Origin of the sequence: Bacillus sp. FSL R5-0709 (assembly GCF_038004785.1) — a bacterium.
In the GTDB taxonomy this organism is placed as follows: domain Bacteria; phylum Bacillota; class Bacilli; order Bacillales; family Bacillaceae_G; genus Bacillus_A; species Bacillus_A mycoides.
Map to the genome: position 1 here is coordinate 894403 of NZ_JBBORT010000001.1, position 25232 is coordinate 919634.

The 25232-nt window shown below is 36.6% G+C and carries 25 protein-coding genes and 1 pseudogene; 22 read left to right on the top strand and 4 right to left on the bottom strand.

Going from position 1 to position 25232, the window contains the following annotated elements; genetic code table 11:
• Positions 1-1032: a hypothetical protein gene (locus MKX37_RS04520; protein WP_002125557.1), complete on the top strand. Its 1032-nt coding sequence runs from the start codon at positions 1-3 to the stop codon at positions 1030-1032.
• A 163-nt stretch (positions 1033-1195) separates the two neighbouring features.
• On the opposite strand, the gene MKX37_RS04525 is transcribed toward MKX37_RS04520, so the two are convergent.
• Complete coding sequence (locus MKX37_RS04525) at positions 1196-2590, bottom strand: O-antigen ligase family protein (RefSeq protein WP_002125560.1); 1395 nt, start codon at positions 2588-2590, stop codon at positions 1196-1198.
• 330 nt (positions 2591-2920) lie between these two features.
• On the opposite strand from MKX37_RS04525, the gene MKX37_RS04530 reads away from it, so the two are divergent.
• From MKX37_RS04530 to MKX37_RS04555, 6 genes are all read left to right on the top strand, one after another.
• Positions 2921-3709 (top strand): enoyl-CoA hydratase, encoded by a 789-nt coding sequence (locus tag MKX37_RS04530; protein WP_002010905.1) that lies wholly within the window; start codon positions 2921-2923, stop codon positions 3707-3709.
• Between the two features lie 137 nt (positions 3710-3846).
• Positions 3847-4167: a hypothetical protein gene (locus MKX37_RS04535; protein ID WP_002010902.1), complete on the top strand. Its 321-nt coding sequence runs from the start codon at positions 3847-3849 to the stop codon at positions 4165-4167.
• A 17-nt stretch (positions 4168-4184) separates the two neighbouring features.
• On the top strand, positions 4185-4511 hold the full coding sequence (locus MKX37_RS04540; RefSeq protein WP_002125566.1) for a nucleoside triphosphate pyrophosphohydrolase: 327 nt from the start codon (positions 4185-4187) through the stop codon (positions 4509-4511).
• Between the two features lie 277 nt (positions 4512-4788).
• Positions 4789-5838 carry a M42 family metallopeptidase gene (locus tag MKX37_RS04545; RefSeq protein WP_002125567.1) on the top strand — a complete coding sequence of 350 codons (1050 nt, stop codon included), beginning with the start codon at positions 4789-4791 and terminating at the stop codon, positions 5836-5838.
• Between the two features lie 219 nt (positions 5839-6057).
• On the top strand, positions 6058-7647 hold the full coding sequence (locus MKX37_RS04550; RefSeq protein WP_078422020.1) for an N-acetylmuramoyl-L-alanine amidase: 1590 nt from the start codon (positions 6058-6060) through the stop codon (positions 7645-7647).
• A 160-nt stretch (positions 7648-7807) separates the two neighbouring features.
• Positions 7808-8761 carry a TRM11 family SAM-dependent methyltransferase gene (locus MKX37_RS04555; RefSeq protein WP_078422021.1) on the top strand — a complete coding sequence of 318 codons (954 nt, stop codon included), beginning with the start codon at positions 7808-7810 and terminating at the stop codon, positions 8759-8761.
• 201 nt (positions 8762-8962) lie between these two features.
• Here the strand turns inward: MKX37_RS04555 and MKX37_RS04560 are convergent, their stop codons facing one another.
• Together MKX37_RS04560 and MKX37_RS04565 are read right to left on the bottom strand one after the other, a co-directional pair.
• On the bottom strand, positions 8963-9463 hold the full coding sequence (locus MKX37_RS04560; protein WP_001273686.1) for a DinB family protein: 501 nt from the start codon (positions 9461-9463) through the stop codon (positions 8963-8965).
• 462 nt (positions 9464-9925) lie between these two features.
• Positions 9926-10072 (bottom strand): YflJ family protein, encoded by a 147-nt coding sequence (locus MKX37_RS04565; protein ID WP_000291372.1) that lies wholly within the window; start codon positions 10070-10072, stop codon positions 9926-9928.
• Positions 10073-10380: 308 nt separating this feature from the next.
• Here MKX37_RS04565 and MKX37_RS04570 point away from each other — a divergent pair, with 308 nt between their 5' ends.
• The 7 genes from MKX37_RS04570 (at position 10381) to MKX37_RS04600 (ending at position 17168) form a co-directional block, all read left to right on the top strand.
• Entirely contained in the window at positions 10381-10734 is a 354-nt protein-coding gene (locus tag MKX37_RS04570) for a DUF3870 domain-containing protein (RefSeq protein WP_002010894.1), read from the top strand.
• A gap of 530 nt (positions 10735-11264) precedes the next feature.
• Positions 11265-12203, top strand: a complete 939-nt coding sequence (glaH, locus tag MKX37_RS04575) for a glutarate dioxygenase GlaH (RefSeq protein WP_078422022.1) — start codon at positions 11265-11267, stop codon at positions 12201-12203.
• A 58-nt stretch (positions 12204-12261) separates the two neighbouring features.
• Positions 12262-13464, top strand: coding sequence for an L-2-hydroxyglutarate oxidase (lhgO, locus tag MKX37_RS04580; RefSeq protein ID WP_078422023.1), 1203 nt, complete (start codon positions 12262-12264; stop codon positions 13462-13464).
• Positions 13465-13714: 250 nt separating this feature from the next.
• Positions 13715-14176, top strand: coding sequence for a VOC family protein (locus tag MKX37_RS04585; protein WP_002010888.1), 462 nt, complete (start codon positions 13715-13717; stop codon positions 14174-14176).
• Positions 14177-14459: 283 nt separating this feature from the next.
• Complete coding sequence (locus MKX37_RS04590) at positions 14460-15512, top strand: proline racemase family protein (protein ID WP_078422024.1); 1053 nt, start codon at positions 14460-14462, stop codon at positions 15510-15512.
• 19 nt (positions 15513-15531) lie between these two features.
• Positions 15532-16509 (top strand): ornithine cyclodeaminase family protein, encoded by a 978-nt coding sequence (locus tag MKX37_RS04595; RefSeq protein ID WP_050000875.1) that lies wholly within the window; start codon positions 15532-15534, stop codon positions 16507-16509.
• A gap of 146 nt (positions 16510-16655) precedes the next feature.
• Positions 16656-17168: a hypothetical protein gene (locus MKX37_RS04600; RefSeq protein ID WP_002030070.1), complete on the top strand. Its 513-nt coding sequence runs from the start codon at positions 16656-16658 to the stop codon at positions 17166-17168.
• 107 nt (positions 17169-17275) lie between these two features.
• Here the strand turns inward: MKX37_RS04600 and MKX37_RS04605 are convergent, their stop codons facing one another.
• Positions 17276-17614: a hypothetical protein gene (locus MKX37_RS04605; protein ID WP_078422025.1), complete on the bottom strand. Its 339-nt coding sequence runs from the start codon at positions 17612-17614 to the stop codon at positions 17276-17278.
• Between the two features lie 317 nt (positions 17615-17931).
• Here MKX37_RS04605 and MKX37_RS04610 point away from each other — a divergent pair, with 317 nt between their 5' ends.
• The 8 genes and pseudogenes from MKX37_RS04610 (at position 17932) to MKX37_RS04645 (ending at position 25167) form a co-directional block, all read left to right on the top strand.
• Positions 17932-19518 carry an ABC transporter substrate-binding protein gene (locus MKX37_RS04610; RefSeq protein ID WP_078422026.1) on the top strand — a complete coding sequence of 529 codons (1587 nt, stop codon included), beginning with the start codon at positions 17932-17934 and terminating at the stop codon, positions 19516-19518.
• A gap of 147 nt (positions 19519-19665) precedes the next feature.
• The gene (locus tag MKX37_RS04615; protein WP_002035186.1) at positions 19666-20616 is read left to right on the top strand and encodes an ABC transporter permease; all 951 of its coding nucleotides are present in this window, start codon (positions 19666-19668) and stop codon (positions 20614-20616) included.
• A 6-nt stretch (positions 20617-20622) separates the two neighbouring features.
• Positions 20623-21474 (top strand): ABC transporter permease, encoded by an 852-nt coding sequence (locus tag MKX37_RS04620; RefSeq protein ID WP_002186601.1) that lies wholly within the window; start codon positions 20623-20625, stop codon positions 21472-21474.
• A gap of 27 nt (positions 21475-21501) precedes the next feature.
• Entirely contained in the window at positions 21502-22494 is a 993-nt protein-coding gene (locus tag MKX37_RS04625; protein WP_002169052.1) for an ABC transporter ATP-binding protein, read from the top strand.
• On the top strand, positions 22487-23458 hold the full coding sequence (locus MKX37_RS04630; protein ID WP_002125594.1) for an ABC transporter ATP-binding protein: 972 nt from the start codon (positions 22487-22489) through the stop codon (positions 23456-23458). Before MKX37_RS04625 ends, MKX37_RS04630 begins: the two co-directional genes overlap by 8 nt.
• Positions 23459-23592: 134 nt before the next feature.
• Positions 23593-23820, top strand: a pseudogene (locus MKX37_RS04635) (nucleotide excision repair endonuclease); the annotation flags it as partial.
• A gap of 169 nt (positions 23821-23989) precedes the next feature.
• Positions 23990-24619: a DUF4352 domain-containing protein gene (locus MKX37_RS04640; RefSeq protein WP_078206467.1), complete on the top strand. Its 630-nt coding sequence runs from the start codon at positions 23990-23992 to the stop codon at positions 24617-24619.
• Between the two features lie 251 nt (positions 24620-24870).
• A complete protein-coding gene (locus MKX37_RS04645; RefSeq protein ID WP_000918596.1) occupies positions 24871-25167 on the top strand; it encodes a WXG100 family type VII secretion target in 297 nt (98 codons plus the stop codon).
• The last annotated feature ends 65 nt before the right edge of the window (positions 25168-25232 follow it).

The following is a 25232-nucleotide window of genomic DNA, read 5'->3' on the forward strand; positions in this document are numbered from 1 at the left end:
ATGAAAAACAAACATTGGCTTATTTTCGTTTTTGTATGTGTTTTTGTTCCTCTGGCAGGTGTCGGGATATTTAATAGCTATATAGATTCACTTTGGTTATTCCCGCATAAAAATAAGTGGAATGATGTTCAGTACGGGTTTAACGAGAGACAACAGAAAACAAATTATATAACGTACCGTCCGTTTACATATGATGGAGTTATACTTGGAAGTAGTAGAACGACTTTTATTAACGAGAATGACTTCACCGGGTTAAACGCATTTAATTATGCGGTAAGCAGTACAGATCCGCGTGAGTATGATGCATATATTGAATATGCAAAAGAACAAAAAGGTAGTGGACTCGAGTCTATTGTACTTGGTTTAGATTTCCTTGGAACGAACAAAAATAGGGAAATTGGTTTTGATAAACCAGAAGCGTATATTAATCAGGCGCAAAGTTTATTGTATCCGATTAAATCGTATGTAAGTATGGACGGGATTACTTATTCAAAGAATACAATTGCAAATTCCACCCATCATAGTACGAATCTTGACCGGTACAATCGAGAGAATATAAAATCGATGCGCGATTATACGAAAGAAGAACGTGATGCGCAAATAGCGGCGCAAGTAGATAAGTTTAGTAAAGAGATTTATGGCGGGAATTATGAGTATCAAAATATGAAAGAAATATTAGGAACAGTAAAGGCTCATAATCCGAACACGAAGTTTTATATTTTTACAACGCCTGTTTCAGAGCCTCTGTTCCGTACGATGATTCAATCAGGGCGATGGGAAGATTATAAAAAATGGCTTCATGACGCTGTAGATGTATTTGGAGAAGTGCACCATTTCATGTATCTTAATTCCGTTACAACGAATTTAGATAACTATATGGATGGGCATCATTTCAGACCGGAAGTTGGAAAGTTGATTGCGCATAAAGTTGTAAATGAGGAAGATAGCAACGTCCCGAAAGACTTCGGTATTGTTATTACGAAGGATAATATTGATGAGGTGTTGGAGGAGATTCGGGCGTCTTTTCAATAGGGAAATTTTGAAAAGCTAGATCATAATGTGATCTAGTCTTTTTTTGTAGATTGCTGCTTTATCAAACTTTGTCGGTAAATCGATATCTTCTGTAGAATCATTAATATAATTTCATGTATTACTTTCAAAAGAAGAAGCAGCATCCATTTGGATGCTGCTTTTTTTATTCCGCCTCTAAATCAACAATTAAGTAGGCGAGTATAACAACGAAGAAAATACTAACGGACGGCGCTGTTAATACGTGGCCGGACATAAAGCCGATTCCAAGTGATAGTACAACGGTGCTAGCTAATAGCATATATTTCACAGTTAATATTTTCTTAAAGTTTGTTATGATGCTGAGTAATAATTTAATACCGAAGTAAAGGAATGGTATGAAGTAAATAAGGAAACCGACGATTCCGAATGCGAAGAATAGATCGTGGAAGTCCATTTCGATTAATTTAATTTTAACCGTATAGTTACCAGCATAGCCCATTCCGAATAATTTTTGTGATAGTGGTGCGTCTTTATAGTATTGTTTGTATACTTTTAAAAACTTATCGCGATCACTGTAAATTAAACTTTTGACCTCAGAGTCTGTTAGTTCACCTTTTGCATGTTTTTTCTCTGCGTCAGGATCTTCTTTAATTATTTTTCCTTCTTTTCTATCCTTTTCTTCTTGTACTGATTTTTTGTATTCGTATATTTGCATGTGGATGCCCATATTTTTTGCGATAGGAGTATGCGGTGTAAGGGCAATTAAACCTCCTAGTATAATAGCGGCAACAACTGTATTTACGAGATATGTGAATCCTTTTCCTTCTTTTTTGCGATGAACCATATATTCAATGAATGAGAATAAAAGTGCCACGCCAAGCGTTAGAACAATTGCACCATATCCTACTTTTGTTCCGACCATAATACTTGCATACATCGCAAGTATTGTTGGAATCCAGTAATAGATTTTCGAGAAAGAAGTTGTTTTATGAATCGAATATAACACTACGATTGGGAACATAATTGCAAAAATAGAACTTAAATCATTTCCAGCAAAGAACCAACCTCTTGAACCGATCTTTGAGTGAGGGTAGCTTGGGAAATCTGTACCAGTTTGCATTGCAACAATCAGTGTGATGCTTAAAATTAAAGTTGCATATAAGAAATATGTAATGATTTTATGAAATGCATATTCTTTATTTTTTAACTCTTTAAAGACGATAATATATCCAAACAGTAGTACAATTGGATATATGCTCTTTAAAATGAATTTCACTTCTTCGCCAAATGAAACTGGGGATTTAATCATCATATTATTTACAAGACCAATTGCTAGTACGATACCGAGTAGGCATAAATAGAGAATGTACTTTTTCGCTCCATGTTGATTTCTATGAAGAAGTAGATAACCTAATGCAAGAAGCATAAAGGCGAAACGGACTACGATTCCAACTGTTGCGCTCATGTGTAATACATAGATTGAAAAAGACGTTAATAAATCTAAAATTGGTTGAAACACAATGAATAGCAATAGGAAATGCGGGAAGTAGTTATCCGTTTGTTTCAACTTATTAACCATATATTCCTCCATTTCTTCATTCCTTTAGTTCAATACCCAAGAGATGGGGATAAAAGCCTTATTTACATAATAAGGCGAATGAATTTCAATATTTGTTTTTTTGCATCAAACTTAAGAATACACCATTTCATTGTAATGGTAAATAGATGAAAAGCATTGATAAACCGACTTTAATTTCTATATTTTTTAACGAAATTGTATGTTTTATACGGAGATATATACAAATTATGAGGTTATTAGACAGAAAATTGAGAAAAAAAGAAGGATTTTTAACATGCTTTCTATAATTATATAAGTATAATCTTTATGTTGAAAAGAGGGGTATATATAATGGAAGTAACAAGTAAAACAGAATCTGTTGTTGTGAAATATGAAGGGCGCGTAGCAACGGTTATGGTCAATCGTCCAGAGGTTTTAAATGCATTAGATGAACCAACGTTAAAAGAGTTATTACAAAAGTTGAAAGAAGTGGCGGAAAGTTCTGTTCACGTTGTTGTGTTGTGCGGAAGTGGCCGTGGTTTTTCTGCGGGTGGAGATATTAAATCAATGCTTTCAAGTAATGATGAAAGTAAGTTTGAAGGCATCATGAATACAATTTCTGAAATCGTTGTGACGTTATATACGATGCCAAAGCTTGTTATTAGTGCAATTCATGGGCCGACTGCTGGACTTGGATTAAGTATTGCATTAACAGCTGATTATGTCATGGCAGATATATCATCAGTTATTGCGATGAACTTTATTGGAATCGCTTTAATTCCAGATGGTGGCGGCCATTTCTTCCTTCAAAAGCGCGTTGGTGAAAATATGACGAAGAAAATCATTTGGGAAGGGAAGAAATTATCAGCGACAGAAGCGTTAGATATCGGTTTAATTGACGAAGTAATCGGTGAGGATTTCCAAACGGCTGTGAAGCAAAAAATTAATGAATGGTTACAAAAACCAATCAAGGCAATGATTCAAACGAAACAAATTTTATGTGAAGTGAATCGTTCTAATTTAGAACAAACGCTTCAGCTCGAAAAGCGTGGTCAATATGCGATGAGACAAACAGCGGACCATAAAGAAGGTATTGCTGCTTTTCTAGAAAAACGTTTACCAGCATTTAAAGGGGAATAAAGTGAAACTTTAATCCGTGGGGATTTGTTTATCCCCTGCGGATTATTAGTCTTACTGCCCGTTAATTCGAGATAAAGGGAAGAAAGTGCTAACACATTTTAGTATAATTGTGTTAGCACTTTTTTTAGGAGTAATAAATGAAGAAAATTATCGGTGTTATCGTTATTATTTTACTAACATATTATGCTTTGCATAGTACACCATCTCTTGCGGTACGGACTGCATTATTCTTTGAGGGACATCCAACTGTTGCTTTCTCTGGTGAAGTGAAGAAAGAACGGGATGTGAAAAAAGAGGCGATTCCTGATGAGTACCAAACCTTATACGGCGATAAGAAAGAAGAACCAGAGCATTACTTCTTTCCGGTAGTAAAGGCGCACGGATCAGGAATTGATATGTTAAGTGCTTGTGTGAAAAAAGAGTGGTTTTTCTATAAAGCAGAGCTTGGGTGTTATTAAAAGTGGGAGGAAAAGTGATGTCAACTTATAACAGGTTAGTAAGAGATCGTGTCCCGGAGAAAATTTTGATGTCTGGAAAAACATATACAGCACAAAAATTAACAGGGCAAGCTTACATACAAGCGTTAGCGAAAATTGGTACAGAAGAAATTCGTGAATTTGCTTCGATGAAAGAGCGTGAACATGCGCTAGATTCACTTGCAGATGCACTTGAAATTATTATTTCATTAGCGCGTGCAGAAGGTGCAACAATGGAAGATGTAGAGCTTATTCGTAAGCAGAAAGAAGAAGAGCGCGGCGGATTTACAAGAGGGATTTATTTGATGGACGTTTCGGAAGAGTAGTTTTATCCCGCTATTTGCGGGCAGTAAGACCCCAAACTCAAAATTCGGCGAATGCGAGGGAGTCGGGCTGCCCGTAAAAGCCCGATTGATGCGGGCTGATTAAAGTTTCACTTTATAGAAAAAGCACAGTGTTAATGGAGATAATGCGGTGCTTTTTTGTCATTGAGATTAGGATAAAGTGAATTTTATTATAATTTAGAAAATTAAACTATATGAGTAGAGGTTTTATCGTAATTTCGCTATACTAAATAGTAGAGAAAATGAGGAGGAAACGACAATGGCACATCATACGAAAGAAACGATGGAACTTATTAAGGAGCTTGTCTCTATTCCAAGTCCATCTGGAAACACGGCGAAAATTATTAGTTTTATTGAAAATTATGTAAGTGAGTGGAATGTAGAGACGAAGCGTAATAATAAAGGCGCTCTTATTTTAACGGTTAAAGGAAAGAATGATGAGCAGCATCGTTTATTAACTGCACACGTTGATACGTTAGGTGCGATGGTGAAAGAAATTAAGCCTGACGGTCGTCTTCGTCTATCTATGATTGGTGGATTTCGCTGGAACTCTGTAGAAGGAGAATATTGCGAAATTGAAACGTCAAGCGGTAAGAAATATACAGGTACAATTTTAATGCATCAAACTTCTGTCCATGTGTACAAAGATGCAGGGGAAGCGAAGCGCGATGAGAAAAATATTGAAGTGCGTATTGATGAGCGTGTCTTTTCAGCAGATGAAGTACGTGAGTTAGGAATTGAAGTAGGAGACTTCGTTTCATTTGATCCACGCGTTCAAATTACAGAGAGTGGATACATAAAATCACGTCATTTAGACGATAAAGTAAGTGTTGCAATTCTATTAAAATTAATTAAAAGATTGCAAGATGAAAAGGTAACATTGCCATATACAACACATTTCTTAATTTCTAATAATGAAGAAATTGGGTACGGTGGAAACTCAAATATTCCAGAGGAAACGGTAGAATATTTAGCAGTTGATATGGGAGCGTTAGGTGATGGACAAGCATCTGATGAATATACAGTATCCATTTGTGCGAAAGACTCTAGCGGTCCATACCATTACGCTTTACGTAAACATTTAGTTGAACTGGCGAAAGCGAATGCTATTGAATATAAAGTGGATATTTATCCATACTACGGATCAGACGCATCAGCTGCGATTCGCGCTGGATTTGATGTGAAACATGCATTAATTGGAGCTGGTATTGATTCTTCTCACGCATTTGAGCGTACGCATGAAAGCTCGATTGCACATACAGAAGCGCTTGTTTATGCATATGTGTTATCAGAAATGATAGTAGAATAGTGAGAGGGTGGTTGATTCTATGAATCAGCCACTTTTTTGTGTATAAAAACTACTTAAATTGTATTTTATTTTACAATATTAAGAAAGTAGGTTTACTACAGAATTCTAGTATTATAAAATGATAGAGGCGCACTAATTTTTTTTGTTCGGATTTATTATGATTTGTATATTAAGATTACGCGTTATTATAAATGGTTTTTGAGAGGAGTATTATTTTTTATGAAGTATCGTGCAGTCGCGGCTGGTATTTTAGCCGCAAGTTTATTATCATCTCCAGTAAGTAGTTTCGCAGCAGCGAAGAAGTTTTCGGATGTTCCTACATGGGCGCAGGAATCGGTTGACTATTTAGTAGGGAAAAAAGCGCTTGATGGAAAACCAGACGGAACGTTTTCTCCATCGGAAGCAGTAGATAAAGGATCAGCTGCAAAAATATTAGCAGCAGTTCTTGGCTTACCAATTGATCCAAAAGCGAAACCATCTTTTAAAGATTCGCAAGATCATTGGGCAGCACCATATATTGCTGCGGTAGAAAAAGCAGGTGTAATTAATGGAGATGGTACTGGAAAATTCAATCCATCAAGCCAAATTAACCGTGCATCAATGGCATCTATGCTTGTACAAGCATATTCATTAGATAAGAAAATTATTGGAGAACTTCCAACGCAGTTTAAAGATTTGGAACCTCATTGGGGTAAGAAACAAGCTAATATTTTAGTAGCTTTAGAGATTTCAATGGGTACAGGAAATGGCTGGAATCCTGACGGTACTGTAACTCGTGCTGAAGCAGCTCAGTTCATCGCAATGGCAGATAAAAATAAAACAAATACATCGAAAAGAATGTATATGAATAGAAACTTTATTACATATCATCAAGCATCGTTATCATCTGGTATTACTGACGTTCAACATAAGCCACAAATGATTGAAGTGAAAGAGCAAAGAGCGGACGGTTGGTTGAAGGTTGTAACAAGTAAAGGTGAGAAGTGGACACCATTACAAGAAAAAACAGAGTCTATTAATCAAGAATTCACTACATATCAAGAAGCTTCACATACGTCTACAGTGGCAGGCACACATAAAGCACAACAAGTAACTGTTATTGAAGAAAAAGATAGCTGGATTCGTATCCGTATGGGGGCTGGTTTCCAATGGGTGGATAAAAATCAATTAAACCCAGTGAAGCAAGGTAACTTCCTAGAAGGTAAAGCGATTATTATTGATCCAGGTCATGGTGGAATTGATTCGGGGAACCCTGGTTATTATGAGAAAGAAAGTAAAACCGTATTAGATGTATCATTACGATTACAGAAAATATTTGAGAAAAAGACACCGTTTACTGTGTTATTCACTCGTACAGATGATACACGTCCAGGAACAAGTGGTCCTGATTCTTTAAAAAAACGTGTAGAATTTGCACAGCAAAATAATGGAGATATTTTTGTAAGTATCCATGCTAATGGTTCTGACTTGAAAAATGGACAAGGCACAGAAACATTATATTATGATTCAGCACGAGCAAGAGCAACGAATCCAAATGTAGAAGAGAGTCGTTTATTAGCAGAAAAAATTCAAAAACGTCTTGTGAATGCACTTGGAACAAAAGATCGTGGTGCGAAACATCAGGACTTATACGTAACTAGAGAAAATACAATGCCAGCTGTATTAGCAGAATTAGCATTTGTAGATAATAAAAGCGATGCTGATAAAATTGCTACACCAGAACAGAGACAAAGTGCAGCAGAAGCTATTTATCAAGGAATTTTAGATTACTACGAAGCAATGGGTAACAACGTATCTTCTTTCCGTTAATAAATAAAAGAGATTGCCATAGGCAGTCTCTTTTTATTTATAAAACAAATTATAAAGGTTTCTCTTTATTTCGGGCATGTGATATCATTTAATTTTACGTGAAAAAGTATTCGAGTAATTGTAATCATAACAATTTTAAACGATAAAGGATGATAATAGATTGAGTAATCATAGTAAAACACCTGCATGTATATATACGTATGCATTTCGCGAAGAGGAGCGTGCTTTATGTTACTTGGAAATGCGCTCGTTCTTTGGGATGGAGTCTCACGTTAATATTTTAAAAAGTGAAGTCAAGATTGCTCCGAGTAGAAGTCCGTTTATTAAAGAGCGCGTCGAGGTTATGTATGAAGGGGACGACTTAGAAAGCATTTTAGAACAAGTGGAACAAATTGATTTAGCGGGAGCGACATTCAAAGTTATCTTCGTTAAAATCAATGATCTTGGTAAAGAAAATAAAATTGAATATGGAGAAAGACGCCTTATTGAACGAGACCTCGGTATGCATATTGAAGGAGAAGCGGATGTTCGTAATCCAGAGCGTGTATTCGGAATTGTTCCTCTTGGAGGACGCTGGTACTTCGGACACTATGTAGAAAGTGATCCAGTTTGGTATCATCACATAAAAAAACCGCATAGCTATTCGACATCACTGAGCACACGAGTTGCTAGAGCTGTCGCAAATATCGCTGTACCAAACCCAGAGGGAGTACGAGCGATTGACCCGTGCTGCGGAATTGGAACAGTAGTAGTAGAAGCACTTTCTATGGGAATTAACATCGTTGGTAGAGATATAAATCCACTTGTGGTTCTTGGAACGAGAAAAAACATCGCACATTTCGGGTTTGAAGGAACAGTAACAAAAGGACCGATTGAAGAACTGACTGAGAACTACGACGTTGCAATTATCGATATGCCGTACGATCTATTTACGCACGCAACGCCAGAAGATCAACTCTCAATTCTTTCAAGTGCGCGCCGTATTGCAAAAAAAGTAGTCGTTGTCACGATGGAAACAATGGACGACATGATTCATGAAGCGGGATTTGAAATTACAGACCGCTGTATCACAAGAAAAGGATCATTTTCTAGACAAATTCTTGTTTGTGAATAGGAAAGGTCACCCGTTTATTAAATTAATAAATTACAGGATAGTTAGTCCATTATGAGGCTGATTATCCTTTTTTATTTAACAACAAATACAAAAACTCCATTTTGAATAAAGGTTGATCAAAATGGAGTTACCCTTTTTAGCTAAGTATGAGATTTTTATAAAAAAGTTTGATTATTTTACTGAGCCTTAATGAATAACATTTCAAGAATACCAATAAAAAGCATAATCAGTCATAACTGAAGAATCACCCAACTGATGTAACATAGCTGAAATATTCCCTCTATGATAGGTTCCATGATTCACAACGTGTAAGACCATTTCAGATATACTTGTTTCTCTTAATCCTGCCCATGGATTATCCAACATTATTCTCTTTTCCATATCTTCCTGTCTGTTCAAAAAGGTTTTAAACCGGGATGTTAAAGTGTGAAATTCCGTTTCTAAGTCTTCAATGGGCAGTTTCTCAATCTTTTCTTGAATTTGAAATGAAGATTGCATTGCTTCATTCATACTCTGACCCTCAAGGGTATGAAGCCATCCATATTCCACCAAATAGAGATGAGATAAAACCTTTGAAACAGAAGAAAAGACACTTTTCATTTCCTTTTGATATTTCTCAGGAGAAAGTGTCTTAAGATGATCAATAATCCGTTGATTTGCCCATACATGATAGTTATATAGATTTTCTACATGATTTGCCATACAATCGCCTCCTTATCATCACGTTTTTTAATGTTCTTTATCAGAATGAATTATTCCTTTAAATATCATTACTTATTTGATGAGATCTTCAACTAAATGGCCCAATTGTTGAACAAAGGTCAAAGCAATCTTCAACTAACTTGCCCCGTTAGTTGAAGTACATTTCTTCACAATGTTTATCGTTAGATTAACATAAATATCCAACAAGAAAACATCAAACCTCTAAGAAATCTATAGAGGTTTGATGTTTTTAATCAATCTTTTTTACAAAGCTACACTTGTGACAAAAAAGCTTATTTTTTCATTTTGTGGTGATTCTGAATTCTTAAATTGATGGGCATGCCTGTGTAGGTGACCTTTTTTTAGTTTGTATCAATGTGTGATTAGTTGGTAGTTTAGATGGGAGGTTTGACGGGATTTGTTGAATAGACGATATATCTCGAGAGTTGCTTTGTTAGTAAATTACTCTTCTTTTGTCTTCTCTTGTTGTGCAATTAGTAAATTGCGTAATACGTGTCCGCGGTAACTTTCTAGTTTTCGTCCTTCATGATAGCGAACACCTAATTTCTTTAGTTCAGCTACGTACCAGCCTTTCGTTCCGTAATACATGAGACCACTTCCTTCTTTCTTTTGAACAGTATATGTGCCTGGGCGAGAGAATTTTCTTGTTTATTCATGAAATTCGCGGAGTTTAATATTGAATATTCAGTTTATTTTGATTATGATTAACTTATTATCGGATGACAGTGATTAGCCTCGCTGTAAGCCCAGATTTATGTTTGAAAATGAAGAGAGTAACTTCTTTCCACTTGAGCTTCTTTAGCAAAAGTACGAGCTATAAGGATAAGGGTAGTAAAATTCAATGCAAATGTGTACATTGTTTTTCTGGCTCTTAACATAGTAATGGAGGATGAAATATGCGTAAAGGGACTTTTTTTATGGCAGGACATTCGAGACTTCCGAAAGGGATGGCTGTTCGCAGTATGTACGAGACACTAACAATTACAATTGAGGCAGATCATAAATATCATGTCATTATTGAAGCGTCATGTACGCTTGCGACAGAGCATGGTAGAGACTTCGTTGCTCAAATTTTGAGAGGACATAGTTTGCAAGATGGTATTGAAGAAATCGTTCAAGATATTACGGATCATTATCAAGGAAAAGCGCAAAATGCGATCGTCAGTGCGGTAAAAGATTTACATCGCCAATATGTAAGTTATTTAAATGATGAACAGCCCAGAGGAGAGTACGAGGAAACAACACCATAAAAACTATCTAGTTTACAACCATAAACGAGAGCCAGTTGTATTTCTTTTAAAGAGATACGACTGGCTTATTTTATTGAGGAGGCAAGGAATATGAAAAAGTTAAATGAAGTTCAAGTTGTAAAACAAGAGATGAAAAAAAAGAGGGTGTGTAGAAAGTAAGGGGATTTTTAAAACGTATAAAGTATGTAGAGAAAATAATAAAAAACGAATTGACAGTTAGAATATTTTGAATTATTATTTAATTAATAAGATCCATACGAGAAATTAGCCTTCTCTATATTCGATCTTGCTTTCCTGTTTTACAAATATTTTCATACAAACTGTCTATTATTATTGTACTTTAAGAGATTAAAGAACACTCGTAATTATGAGCCAGTTGTACGTTTCTACGATTTTATGTCGTGGTATGCGTATAACTGGCTTTTTCGTTGTTAGGACAGTAAGACCGAATCTCAGCATAAGAAGATAAGGATAACTGTCTGTAAAAAGCGTCAATACATTCTTCATATTTAAATTAGGGAGGAATTGAAATGTCGATTATTACAGAACAAAATGCAAAGATGAAATTTGCAAAGAAATATGAGGGGTATGAAATTGTTCCTCATCCAGAGCATAAACGTTTATATCATATTACGCTAAAACAGCAATTGCTTAAGCAGTTTTTTGAAGAGGTAAAAGAGCATTCAGAGCAGTCAGTGCAATATATTCCTTATTCTCGATTTAATCTTGCGGATGGAATGAGAAAGATTTTTGGGCAATCATTTATGGATAACATTCGCGGCATTATTCATGACCGTGAAACGGGCGGATTTACAATTGGGGTACAAGGTGAAACGTCAGATCCAGCAGACTACGTGAAATTTGCAACAGCATTAACACATTTAATCGGGGAGCCAAACTTTGATGCAATGACAGGAACGTACTATGCTAGATTTAATGTGAAAGATACGGATAGTAGTGATTCTTACCTTCGTCAAGCGTACCGATTGTTTACACTGCATACAGACGGTACATTCGTTGATGAGCCGACAGATTGGCTTCTTATGATGAAGATTGAAGAGCAAAATGCAGTAGGCGGAGAATCTCGTTTACTACATTTAGACGATTGGGAAGACCTTCATAAATTTAGAAATCATTCGCTCGCATCTGTTAAGGTTACGTATAAAGCACCACCAAGTAAAAATGCGCAAGAAATCGTCTATCGTGAAACGTTTTTTGATGTGAATAACGCACCATGTATTTGCTTTATTGATCAGTTCGCTTATCCAGATAATATTGAACAAGCAAACTATTTGAAAGACTTATCATATTCTGTTGAAAACTCACCAGCAACACATGCATTGAAATTACCAATTGGTGACTTAGTTCTTTTAAACAACTTATTTTGGATGCACGGAAGAGCTGCGTTTGAGAAAAATAAAGATTTATATAGAGAACTAATGCGTCAACGTGGTTGTTTTTCTAAATAAGTTTGTACGGCGGGTCTTAAAAAAGACCTGCCTTTCATCATATTAAGGGGGAAGTAGGATGTATGACTTTATAATTATTGGCGGAGGAATTGTTGGCCTTTCAACTGGAATGGCGTTAACGAAAAAATTCCCTCGTGCGAAAATCGCGATCATTGAAAAAGAAAAGGAACTTGCACATCATCAAACTGGACATAATAGCGGAGTAATTCACTCTGGAATTTACTATAAACCAGGGAGTTATAAAGCAAAGTTTGCTAAAGAAGGAAATGCAGCTATGGTTCAATTTTGTGAAGAAAATGACATCGCTTATGACATGTGCGGAAAAGTAATTGTCGCTACAGAAAAGGACGAACTTCCTCTTTTACATAACTTATATGAAAGAGGCTTACAAAACGATTTACATATTGAAAAGATAGGTAAGGAAGAATTAGCTGAAATTGAACCTCATGTAAAGGGACTTGGGGCAATCCGTGTTCCATCTTGCGGGATTGCTGATTATAGAGGAGTAAGTTATGCATTTGCTCGCTTAATTCAAGAAAGCGGCGGAGAAATACATTTAGGAACAACAGCGGAGCGTATTACTGAGAAGAAAGACGCTGTAACAATTGAGACAAATCAAGGTGTATTTAAAACGAAATTTCTCATTAACTGCGCTGGCTTACATAGTGACCGTATTGCGAAAAAGACAGGGATATTAACGGATATGAAAATTGTTCCGTTTCGTGGTGAATATTATGAACTTGTCCCAGAAAAACGCCATCTCGTAAAACATTTAATTTATCCAGTTCCAAATCCAGAATTTCCGTTTTTAGGTGTTCATTTCACAAGAATGATAAACGGAGACGTACATGCAGGACCAAACGCCGTATTAAGCTTTAAGCGAGAAGGCTATATGAAAACAGACTTTGATATAAAAGACTTCATGGAAACAATGACATACGCCGGCTTTTGGAAAATGGCGATGCCAAATATGAAAGAAGGCATAAAAGAAATGGTACGCTCATTTAGTAAACAATCATTCCTAAAAAGCTTGCAGCGCCTAATACCAGAACTTACAGAGAAAGATATCGTCCCAACCCATGCAGGTGTAAGGGCACAAGCCATTTCATCAAACGGAAATATGGTTGATGACTTCTGCATTATCCCTGGTGTAAATTCTCTGCATATTTGCAATGCACCGTCTCCGGCTGCAACGGCTAGTATAAAGATAGGTGAGGAAATTGCTAAGCAAGTGCCAGATGTGGTGGCGGTTAGGGTTTGATGGGTAATGGGTCCTCCGAGTGATTTGAGTCATAAATCCGCCTCACTTTGAACGATAATATTACCGTAAATCATGAATTTGAAGAACCCCTTCTTATAAAGTAAAACTTTAATCAGTGATGGTTTTTCTTCAGCATTAGGGCTACGAAATTGAAAAATATTTAAAGAAAATACGATATCACTTCTATTTCTAGTTTATTAAAGTAGGCTTTATAGTAAGGATTTCTAAAAATATAAAGGAGGGATATGCTTTGTTTCCAGGTACTTTATATGAAACACATGTTAAAACAAAAAATTTAGAAGTGGCAAAAGAGTTTTATACTAAACTGGGATTATTTCATGCTCGCACTATTGAAGAACGCCGTGTAGCTTTCTTTTGGTTTGATAAAGAAAATAAGAAGGAACAAATGCTGGGCATTTGGGAAGTATCGGAAGAAGCATTCCATACAAGTCACTTCGCATTCAAGGTTAACTATGAAGAAATCATTCATGCAAGAGAATGGCTTCTTAATAAAGGAATAAACCCAAGGGCTGCTTTCGGTCTTGAACCTTCCGAGCCTATGGTTCAAACTTGGACACCTAGTGCAAATCTTTATTTTTACGATCCTGACGGCAATTCTTTAGAATTTCTATGTTTACTTCCTGAAAAGAAAAAAGTAAAACAAGATGTCATGTATTTGAGTGAGTGGGAAAGCTTGGGGAGTGAAGAATAAATTCGATTTTTAACTCAAATCCCGTAAATCTATGGCTTAAATCATCCCCTGAGTTTTCGGGGGATTTTTTTGTTTTGGGGCTAATAATCACCTACTGTATAAAAAAATAGACAGTAGTGTGTATTTTTCAAAAAATGTATACAGATTTATCCCGCTATTTGTGGGCAGTAAGACCCCCACCTCAAAATTCAACGAAAGCAAAGGATTTAGGTGTGGGCTAATAATCAGTGGGGGATGAAGCCCCCCACTGATTAAAGTTTCACTTTATACTCTATGCGTTGGCATGATACTTGCAATGAAAATAGTATTAACATATAGGGGGGAGATAGAAATGAAGGTTAGTAAAATATACACAACAATTGATGCTCACGTAGCTGGGGAACCACTTCGAATCATTACGGGCGGAGTGCCAGAGGTAAAGGGAGAAACGCAATTAGAAAGACGCGCATACTGCATGGAACATTTGGATCATCTTCGTGAGGTTCTTATGTATGAACCGAGAGGACATCACGGAATGTACGGTTGTATCATTACTCCGCCCGCAAGTCCTCATGCTGATTTTGGCGTATTATTTATGCACAATGAAGGCTGGAGTACGATGTGTGGTCACGGAATTATCGCTGTTATTACAGTTGGAATTGAAACAGGTATGTTTGAAGTGACAGGTGAAAAACAAAAATTTACTATTGATAGCCCTGCTGGGGAAGTCATTGCGTACGCAAAATTTAACGGGAGCGAAGTAGAGTCAGTATCATTTGAAAACGTTCCTTCGTTCGTATACAAAAAAGACGTTCCTATCAAAATAGATGACTATGAATTTCAAGTAGATATCGCGTTTGGCGGAGCATTCTACGCTGTAGTGGATAGTAAAGAGTTTGGTTTGAAAGTCGATTTTAAAGATTTAGCTGCAATTCAAACGTGGGGCGGTAAAATTAAACACTACATTGAAAGTCAAATGGAAGTAAAACATCCACTTGAAGAAGATTTAAAAGGAATATACGGAGTTATTTTCTCAGATGAACCGAAAGGAAAAGACGCTACTTTACGAAATGTAACGATCTTTGCTGATGGGCAAGTAGACCGTTCCCCTTGCGGTACAGGAACATCCGCAAGAATCGCAACTCTTTTTGAAAAAGATGCCTTACAAAAAAGAGAGATATTCATCCACGAATGCATTACTGACGGCCAATTTGAGGGAGAAGTATTGTCGGTAACAGCGGTAGATACATATGAAGCTGTCGTTCCGAAAGTAACGGGGAATGCATTTATTACAGGATTTCATCAGTTCGTTGTAGATCCGAGGGATGATTTGAATCGGGGATTTTTGTTAGGATAAGAGGAGGAGGTGGAAAGATATGCTAGTCATAAGCGCGAACGAACAACGAAACTTAGTAAATATGAAGGAAGTCATTGAATACGCGGCGCTTGCTTTAAAAGAATTTTCAGCAGAAAGAACGATCACACCAATTCGCGGTTCATTACCATTTGCGAAAGAGCAAAATACCGCATTAATTATGCCTTCAGTAGCGGAAGGGCTTGAGGCACTTGGCTTAAAAGTAGTAACGGTAGTCCCGCAGAACAAAAAGATAGGAAAGAAAACGATAAACGGAATTGTTATGCTATCAGACTTTAAAACGGGAGAACCGCTTGCGCTTTTAGAAGGATCGTACTTAACGATGATTCGAACAGGTGCCTTATCAGGAGTAGCGACAAAACATTTAGCTCGTCATAACGCAAAAAACTTATGCATTATCGGTACAGGTGAACAAGCGAAAGGAATTGCAGAAGCTGTACTCGCCGTTAGGGATATCGAAAAAATCATTCTATATAACCGAACGGAAGAAAAAGCCTATGCATTCGCGCAATATATACAAGAGAAATTAGGCAAACCGGCTTACGTTTACACAAATCCAAATGAAGCAATAAGCGAAGCAGACATCATCATCACAACAACGAATGCATCCACACCAGTCTTCTCAGAAAAACTACAAAAAGGCGTCCACATAAACGCCGTCGGTTCATTTAGACCGAGCATGCAAGAACTACCATCCCACGCCATCGCGAATGCAAACAAAGTAGTAGTCGAATCAAAAGAAGCAGCACTAGAAGAAACAGGTGACCTTCAAGTTCCTATAAAAGAAGGGTTATTTGAGGCGAGCGACATCCACGCCGAACTTGGTCAGATTATAAGCGGAGAAAAAGCTGGTAGAGAGAACGATGAAGAGATTACTATTTTTAAATCGGTTGGTTTGGCGGTAGTGGATATTATCGTTGCGAAGTATTTGTATGAGAAAGCGGTGGAGTGTGGAATGGGTACTACGATTCAGTTGTGAGGCTGCCTTTGGGTGGTCTTTTTGTTTATAATGCGCGTATGCATCTCGATTGTAATGTGTAGTGTTTGCAAAGAAATTATGTGATGTATTATATATTCTGTTAAAATTAAACAAAAATGCATATAAGAAATTGCAGGTGAGAAACCTTGGATTTAGTTCGAAAATTAACTCGTATTTATGGCTTAGGGCTTTGCTGTGGGTTGTGGAGTAAAGCTGAAGTAATTCAATGGTGTGATAAATTGATTGAAGCAAGTGACAGTCCGCCATATGAAATAATTGAGATATCCTTAATGTCTAAAGCAAAGATAGATGATATTGAAGGGAAGTTATTTGAGTTTAGTAGCACAGTTGATGAAGAATACACTGTTAAGTTAACTCTTTCCGTCATTCATGAAAAACTAAAAAAACATGAACTGACGATTGAAGAATCAATTAAATGCACCACTAGACTTTTAGTCAACAGGGGGGTGCATTGGGAGGCGGAATACTTTGAATTGTATAGTCTAGACGATAGCTATGACTTAGCTAAAGATGGTGTTCATTTTGATTTAAGTCAAGTTATTCATACATATATTGAAATGTTAAGTATTTATAGTAAGTATTTTAGTGGGTTTGAAAAACTGTATTTTAAAGTAATGGGAAATGAATGGAGATTTTAATGTATATCAGTATTTGATTAGCTTTGTTTGTCCCTTATTTTCCAATTGGAGAATAAGGGACAAAGTTTTATGAAGGAGTAAATTTAGACATCAAGTATGCAGCTTTTTTACCACTCCCGCCATTCTTCTGTAATATCTTCTTCGGATTCTAAGCCAGCTATTTGTGCTCCTGCATCGATAAATTCATAGAGATCTTCTCTTTCCATTGTTTCGATAAAATGGTCATGTTCGATATTTAATTCATTTATTTTAATAACTACCTCTTTAACGACTTTCATTATTTCGACTTCGGTTGGATTCTCCCCTAATAGTTCTAAATTGTTAATGTAAGTGTCGAGAACTTTATTTGTTGCACTTATATTTTCTTCAGTGAAAAATTCCCCGTCTTCATCATACTCAACCCATGGGGTTGTTGGTTTGTTTTTTTTCAATTCATCAAATGTCATGGTAACCTCCTAAAAGTGTTTTTATCTTTAATCTCATTCTACATTTTCGATCATATATAACAACCATTTTATAGAAATTTCTGGTAGGCTGCTAGTTTTCTAGCTCATTTTGCTAGGCCACCTATTCGTGGTCTTTTTATTTTACCCTCCGCATAAATATATTTTATCGCAAGAATTCATTAATAGATTTCAAACTGTCTATCTTTGCGAAAAAGTTTGACAATACATACGGGTAGTGGTAATTTAAAACCTATAAGAAAACTCGGTATTAATTCCGAGTTTTCTTATAGGTGTAAATAGTCGAGAGGGGTCGAAATATGAAGAAGTTGTTTGCATTACCATTTGTCCTACTATTACTTATTGCATTAGCGGCTTGCTCAGGGGAGAAAGATTCTTCGAAGCAAGCGAACACTAGTAAATCAGGGACTCCGAAAGACGGAGGAACGTTAACAGTTGGTGTTAGTGATAATCCAGATACGATGAACCCGCTTTATGCGAATGATCGTGTGTCGTTAACAATACAGCAAGCTTTATATGCACCGCTGTATCATATGGAAGACGGTAAGAAAAAGTTTGTTCTTGCTGAGAGCTTTACGCCTTCAGAGGATCAATTAACATGGACTTTAAAATTAAAGGATAATTTGAAATGGCATGATGGTAAGAAAATTACATCAGATGATATTGTATTTACATTCAAATCTATTCTAGATGAGAAGCAAAATAGTTCAAGCCGTGAAAACTTTATTTTTAAAGGAAAGCCACTTGAGGTGAAAAAAGTGGATGAGCTAACGACTCAATTCGTTTTACCACAAGTAAGTGCATCTTTCGAAGGGGTTATGAACGATTTCTTCCCAATTCCGAAACATGTATTTGAAGGTGAAGCAGATTTAGTGAAGAGTAAGAAAAACCTACAACCTGTAGGATCAGGTCCATTTAAGTTAAAAGAGTTTAAATCAGATGAATATGTTGCGTTAGAGCGATTCGATGATTATTTTGCTGGTAAAGCGAAATTAGATTCTGTCGTGTACCGCGTTGTAAAAGACCGTAATACAGCAAACGTTTCACTACAAAATGGTCAAATTAATATGAAGATGATCGAACCGCAAGACTTTAAGAAATTAGATAGCACTGGGAACTTCTCAATGGTCACATTCCCTGAAGGTAGATTATTCTACTTAGCTTATAACTTTAATACAGATCTTATGAAGAAAAAAGAAGTGCGCCAAGCAATTGCGCATGCATTAGATAAGAAAGAAATGATTAACTCAGCGTTCGTTTCTAGTCAATTTGCAGAACCGGCAAATTCAATCTTAACGCCAGACGCTATGTATTATGCGAAAGATATTAAAGAGTATAAGTATGATCAAAAAGAAGCGAAAGATTTATTAGCAAAAGCTGGTGTGAAAGATAAAGAAAAAATCCGCGTTATGTATGTAACGAATAATAAAATCATGGAAAGCTTAGCGCTTTATACACAACAAAAATTACAAGAAGTTGGCTTACAAGTTGAACTGAATGCATTAGATGCTAGTGCGGCAAGTGAGAAGAGCTTAGATAAAGAAAATAAAGAATATGACATTACATTCGGTGGTTACATAATGGGACCAGAGCCAGATTCATATAAGAGCTTATTCTTAAGTAATGCTGAATACAATTACGCACGTTATAAAAACGCTGATTTCGATAAATTATGGGAAGAAGCTGCAGTTGAAACAGATAAAACGAAACGCGCAGAACTATACCATAAAATTCAAGAGACAGCTAGAGAAGACTTACCTTATCTACCAATCGCATATCCGAAAGCAGTTATTGCAGTAGATAAAAAGTTTAATGGATTAAAAGAAGCAAAAGCAATTCCTGTCACAATGTTTGAAGATCTATCGAAAATCTATGAAGTGAAATAAGAAACAGTAAAGAAGCTGGTGGAAATCAGCTTCTTTATCCCGCTTTAATGGGCAGTAAGACTCCCACCTCAAAACTTGGCGAATGCGAGGAAGTTAGGCGGGAGTAGGGCTGATTAAAGTTTTACTTTATCTTGAGGGGGGAAGTTTGTGTATAAAGTAATTGCAAAGAGGCTTTTAAATGCAATTCCGCTTTTATTTGTTATTTCTATTATTTCTTTTCTATTAATAAAACTAGCGCCGGGCGATCCCGTTCGAAACTTTGTAACGCCGAATATGAGTCCGATTGACGTTGAACGTATTCGCAAAAGTTTAGGACTAGATCAGCCGATTTACGTGCAATATTTTTTATGGTTAAAAAATATTTTAACAGGGAATTTTGGATACTCACTTCAAAACCATCGTCCTGTTTTAGAACTTATTACAGAAAGATTACCCGCAACAATCGGGTTAATGGGATCATCTTTACTCGTCTCATTTGTAATCGCAATACCGCTTGGATTATTTACAGGTGTGAAAAAGAACTCGTTCTTTGACCGCATTGTGAACTTCATCTCCTATGTGGGAATCTCAATGCCAGTCTTTTGGTTCGCGTTACTATTAATCTATTTATTCTCTTTAAAATTGAACATGCTTCCGAGTATGGGTATGCGCACAGTCGGTCAAGATTCCTTCTGGGATATTGTCCAGCACGGCATTTTACCTTGCATGGTGCTAGCGTTCCAAAACATCTCTGTTTATATGAGATATATTCGCTCAAGTACCATCCAGCAATTAGAGGAAGATTACGTACAAATTCAATATGCGTACGGTGCTTCACAGAAAACAGTTTTATTTAATCACGTACTTCGAAACGTATTAATACCGATCATTACAATCTTCGGATTATCCATTCCAAGTTTAGTAGGCGGAGCGTTCATTACGGAAACAGTATTCTCATGGCCGGGACTTGGTTCACTCGGGGTAAATGCTATTTTTAGATTTGATTATCCAATTATTATGGCAATCACATTATTATCATCGTTCATGTTAATTCTCGGTAATTTAATTGCTGATATTTTATATGGCGTAGTAGATCCGCGCATTCGAATGAGGGGGTGATTTGGAATGAACAATAGGAGATTTCAAACGATAAAAAATAGTTTTACAAAAAATAAGTTTGTAGTAATGGGAGTTATTATACTGGGTGTTTTAACAATCGCGTCTCTTTTCGCATTCGTATCACCGTACGATCCTAGTAAAATGTCGATTCCAGATCGTTTACAAGAACCGAGTTTAAGTCATCCTTTCGGCACAGACGATTACGGAAGGGATTACTTAACGAGAGCGTTATATGGCGGACGAGTTTCCCTTGCTGTTGGTTTTCTAGCGATGGTTGTTTCCATTACAATCGGGACCGCAGTAGGAACAATTAGCGGATATTTTGGCGGAAAGTTAGACAACTTCTTAATGCGAATTGTTGAAGTTCTTATGTCGATTCCATCATTCTTCTTAATGCTACTATTAAATGCGTATTTAAAACCAGGAATTACAACGCTTGTTCTTATTATCGGATTATTAACGTGGATGGATACCGCGCGTATCGTAAGGGCAGAAACGTTATCTGTAAAAGAGCGTGAGTACGTTTTATATGCAAAAGTATCTGGACAAAAATCACTCATGATTATTGTAAGACACATCATCCCTAACATTTTATCGACCATTATAATCGCAGCGACATTAACAATTGCGACATCTATTTTAATGGAATCATCACTTAGCTTCTTAGGATTAGGTATTAGAGAACCAGATTCTTCTTGGGGCAGCATGCTAAATAATGCGCAAGGATATATAGGTGAAGCTTGGTATTTAACACTCTTCCCAGGGTTCCTTATTTTATTAACAGTACTAAGTTTTAACGTAATCGGTGAAGCGTTGAAAAAAGCTTTCGCGCCAAAAGGGGCTCATCATGAGAACTAATGCTTTAAGTGAGGGGGAGTGAAAAGCGTGTCTGAAAAACTATTAGAAGTGAAAAACTTAAAGACTTCTTTTTTCATAGAAGACGGCGAAGTAGAAGCGGTTCGCGGCGTTTCATTTAGTTTGAAAAAGGGTGAAGTCGTTGGGATTGTTGGCGAATCGGGAAGCGGAAAGAGCGTTATGGCGAAATCCGTTATGGCCCTCGTTACGTCGCCAGGGAAAGTGAAAGAAGGAGAGATTCTTTTTCAAAATGAAAACGTGCTTTCTAAATCGGAGAAAGAATTACGTTCCATTAGAGGGAATCAAATTTCGCTCATATCCCAAGATCCAATGTCTGCACTAAATCCAGTTGTGAAAATTGGAAAGCAAATGACGGAAGTAATTATTCGGCATCAAAAAGTGAAAAAGAAAGAAGCACAAAATATCGCGGTCAACTTACTAAAACAAGTCGGTCTTTCTTCACCGGAAGAAAGGGTAAAACAATATCCGCATGAACTAAGCGGCGGTATGAAGCAGCGGGTTATGATCGCAATGGCAATGTCTTGTAATCCAGACCTACTCATTGCGGATGAACCGACGACAGCGCTTGATGTAACGATACAAGCACAAATACTAGATTTAATGAAAAACTTAAAAAACGAAACGAATATGTCATTACTTCTTATTACACATGATCTTGGAATTGTTGCGCAAAACTGTACACGCGTCATCGTTATGTACGGTGGGCTTATTATGGAAGAAGGGCATGTACTTGATATATTCCAATCGCCGAATCATCCATATACGAAAGGGCTATTAAACTCTCTGCCAAAAATATCGAACGGCGTAAAAGAAAGACTCGCTCCTATTCAAGGTGTAACGCCAAACTTACTACACCCGCCGAAAGGGTGCCCATTCGCAGAGCGTTGCCCACATAAAATGGACATTTGTGAAAAAGAACGTCCACCATATTTTGAAATTGGAAACGGAAGACGCTCCATGTGCTGGCTAAACGATAGGGCGGTAGGTGATTCACATGCATGAAGAAAACTTAATTGAAGTTCGGAACTTAAAAAAGTATTTTCCTATCAAAAAAGGACTATTCGGCAGAAAAACAGAGCAATTAAAAGCAGTCGATGACCTAAGCTTCACAATTAAAAAGGGTGAAACATTCGGACTAGTGGGAGAATCCGGCTGCGGAAAATCAACGACAGGAAGAAGTATCATTCGTTTACACGACGTCACTTCAGGTAACATCCTATTTGATGGAAAAGATATCGCAGATCTAAAGGAAAGTGAACTAAAAGAATACAGAAAACGAATGCAAATCATTTTCCAAGACCCATACGCATCATTAAACCCGACAATGAACGTATTCCAAATTATTAGCGAACCGATGAACATTCATGGCTCTTACACAGCGGAAGAAAGAAAAGAAATCATTCTAGACCTGCTCAAAAAAGTAGGACTAAAAGAAGAACACCTATATCGCTACCCGCACGAATTTAGCGGAGGCCAAAGACAGCGCATAAGCATCGCGCGCGCACTATCTGTAAAACCAGACTTCATCCTATGTGACGAACCAATCTCAGCACTAGATGTCTCAGTCCAAGCACAAGTCGTAAACATGCTGCAAGATATTCAAGAAGAAACAGGCGTCACATACTTATTCATCGCCCATGACCTATCCATGGTAAGACACATATCAGACCGAATTGGAGTCATGTACTTAGGAAACATAGTAGAAATTGCCGACAGCGAAGACCTATACACAAAACCGGCACATCCATACACACAAGCACTACTCTCATCCATGCCAGAACCAGATCCAACAAACACAGGCAAAGAACGGATCATCCTAGAGGGAGAAGTACCAAGCCCACTCAACTCACCATCCGGCTGCAAATTCAGAACGCGCTGCAAATTCGCCACTGAAAAATGCGCGCAGGAAGTACCGAAGATGGTCGAGATTGCGAAGGGACATCAGGTGGCTTGTCATTTGTTTTAGGGGGGAAAGCATCGGGGGGACCTGGTGCTTTTTTCTTTTGTGTGGGGGTGTGGGATTAGGATTAGTTGTAGACTAATGGTCAGCGACTGTCTATATTTGCATCTCCTATCATATAATTCCCCTTATTTTTTAACTATAATTTGAATGAAGAACTTCTTTTTGTTGGGAAAGCACGTAAAGTAAGACAACGTATTAAAAAGCATTTTGAAGATAATGTATCACCAATTAAAAATCATCGTGATGAAGTGTATTGTATTGATGTATGTATTGTAGAAGATCCGATGGAAAGAGAAATTTACGAAACATATATGATTAACGAATTTCAAGCGAAGTATAATGTGGATAAAGTATTTTATAAATAACATCAACGTAAAACATGATCTTGGTACTACATCAAGATCATGTTTTTTATATGCAATAAAAACAATTGATTATTCTTAATCATTCGACAAGATGCAACAATTTAAGATGGTATTTTTTGCTATGATAAGTAAGGAATTTATATATCGTGTTATTGGGGGATAAAAAGAGATGTTGAAAAAATTTACTACATGTATTTTAGGGGGCGCTTTAGTATTCAATTTATCTGGTTGCGGCAATACATCCGACAAAACTTCTTCAGAATCTAAAGAAACCAATTCTAAACAAGAAGAAAAGAAAGTGCAAACAACTGATGAGGCGAAACCGAAAGAGAATGCAAAGCAGAAAAATACAGAACAAACAAAAGAGAAATCAAAAGTAAAAGAAAAAGAGTATGCTGTAAACAAAGATTTTCATACACCTAAATTTGATGTAACTGTAAAAAGAGTTGTAGAAAGAGATAAGGTTGGTAAAGAAAGTATAGGATTCCAAGAACCTGAAAATGGACATGTCTTTATTGTGGTAGAAGTAGAAGGGAAAAATATCACAAACGAATCGATGAAATTAGCCGTTTTACCATCAGTGGATTTAGTGGATGAAAATGATAATGCTTACCAAAGTGATGTGTGGGCAGCTAGTAGTTATGAGGTTGAAAAAGGTGAGATCTCTACTATTACTAAGGAATTAAAACCAGGGGAGGTAAAGAGACAAAATAAAGTTTACGTGATTAATAAAGAAAAATTTGATACAGGAAAATGGTATGTACTTGTTAACCATGAGTATAAGGAACAAATTAAATAGTGTTTATTTATTAAGAGGAGATGACTCCTCTTTTTTTGTTACAAGTTAACACAGAATTTCGTTATGAGGGACTGCCTTTTGTTGGCCTTGTTTGCATAAAATATTGTAAAGCAAGAAAAAGTAGAATATTAATATTCTAATATTCAATAGAAAGATAAAATATTTAAAAGTTCAAAATAATACATTATAATATGTCTAGTAAAATTAACCAAAATATATTTTGCTTATTATGTATTAAAGGGGAAATGAAAATGGCTGGACAAATTCGTATGTCACCAGAGGAGCTTAAATCAAAAGCGACTCGATATGGACAAGGTGCAAATCAAATTGAGGATATTTTACGTCAATTACAAAACTTACAAAATGAATTAAGAGGAGAATGGGAAGGTCGTGCTTTCGAAGGTTTTGATCAACAGTTCAATGAATTAAAGCCAAAAGTACAAAACTTTGCACAGCTATTGCAAGAAATTAATATGCAACTTAATAAAACTGCAGAGGCTGTTGCTTCTCATGATGAAGAATTATCACGTAATTTTGGTTTGAAATAAAAATTGTCATACTCTATATAACAAGCATTTCAAATGAGCCATACAGCTTATAGTGTATGGCTCAT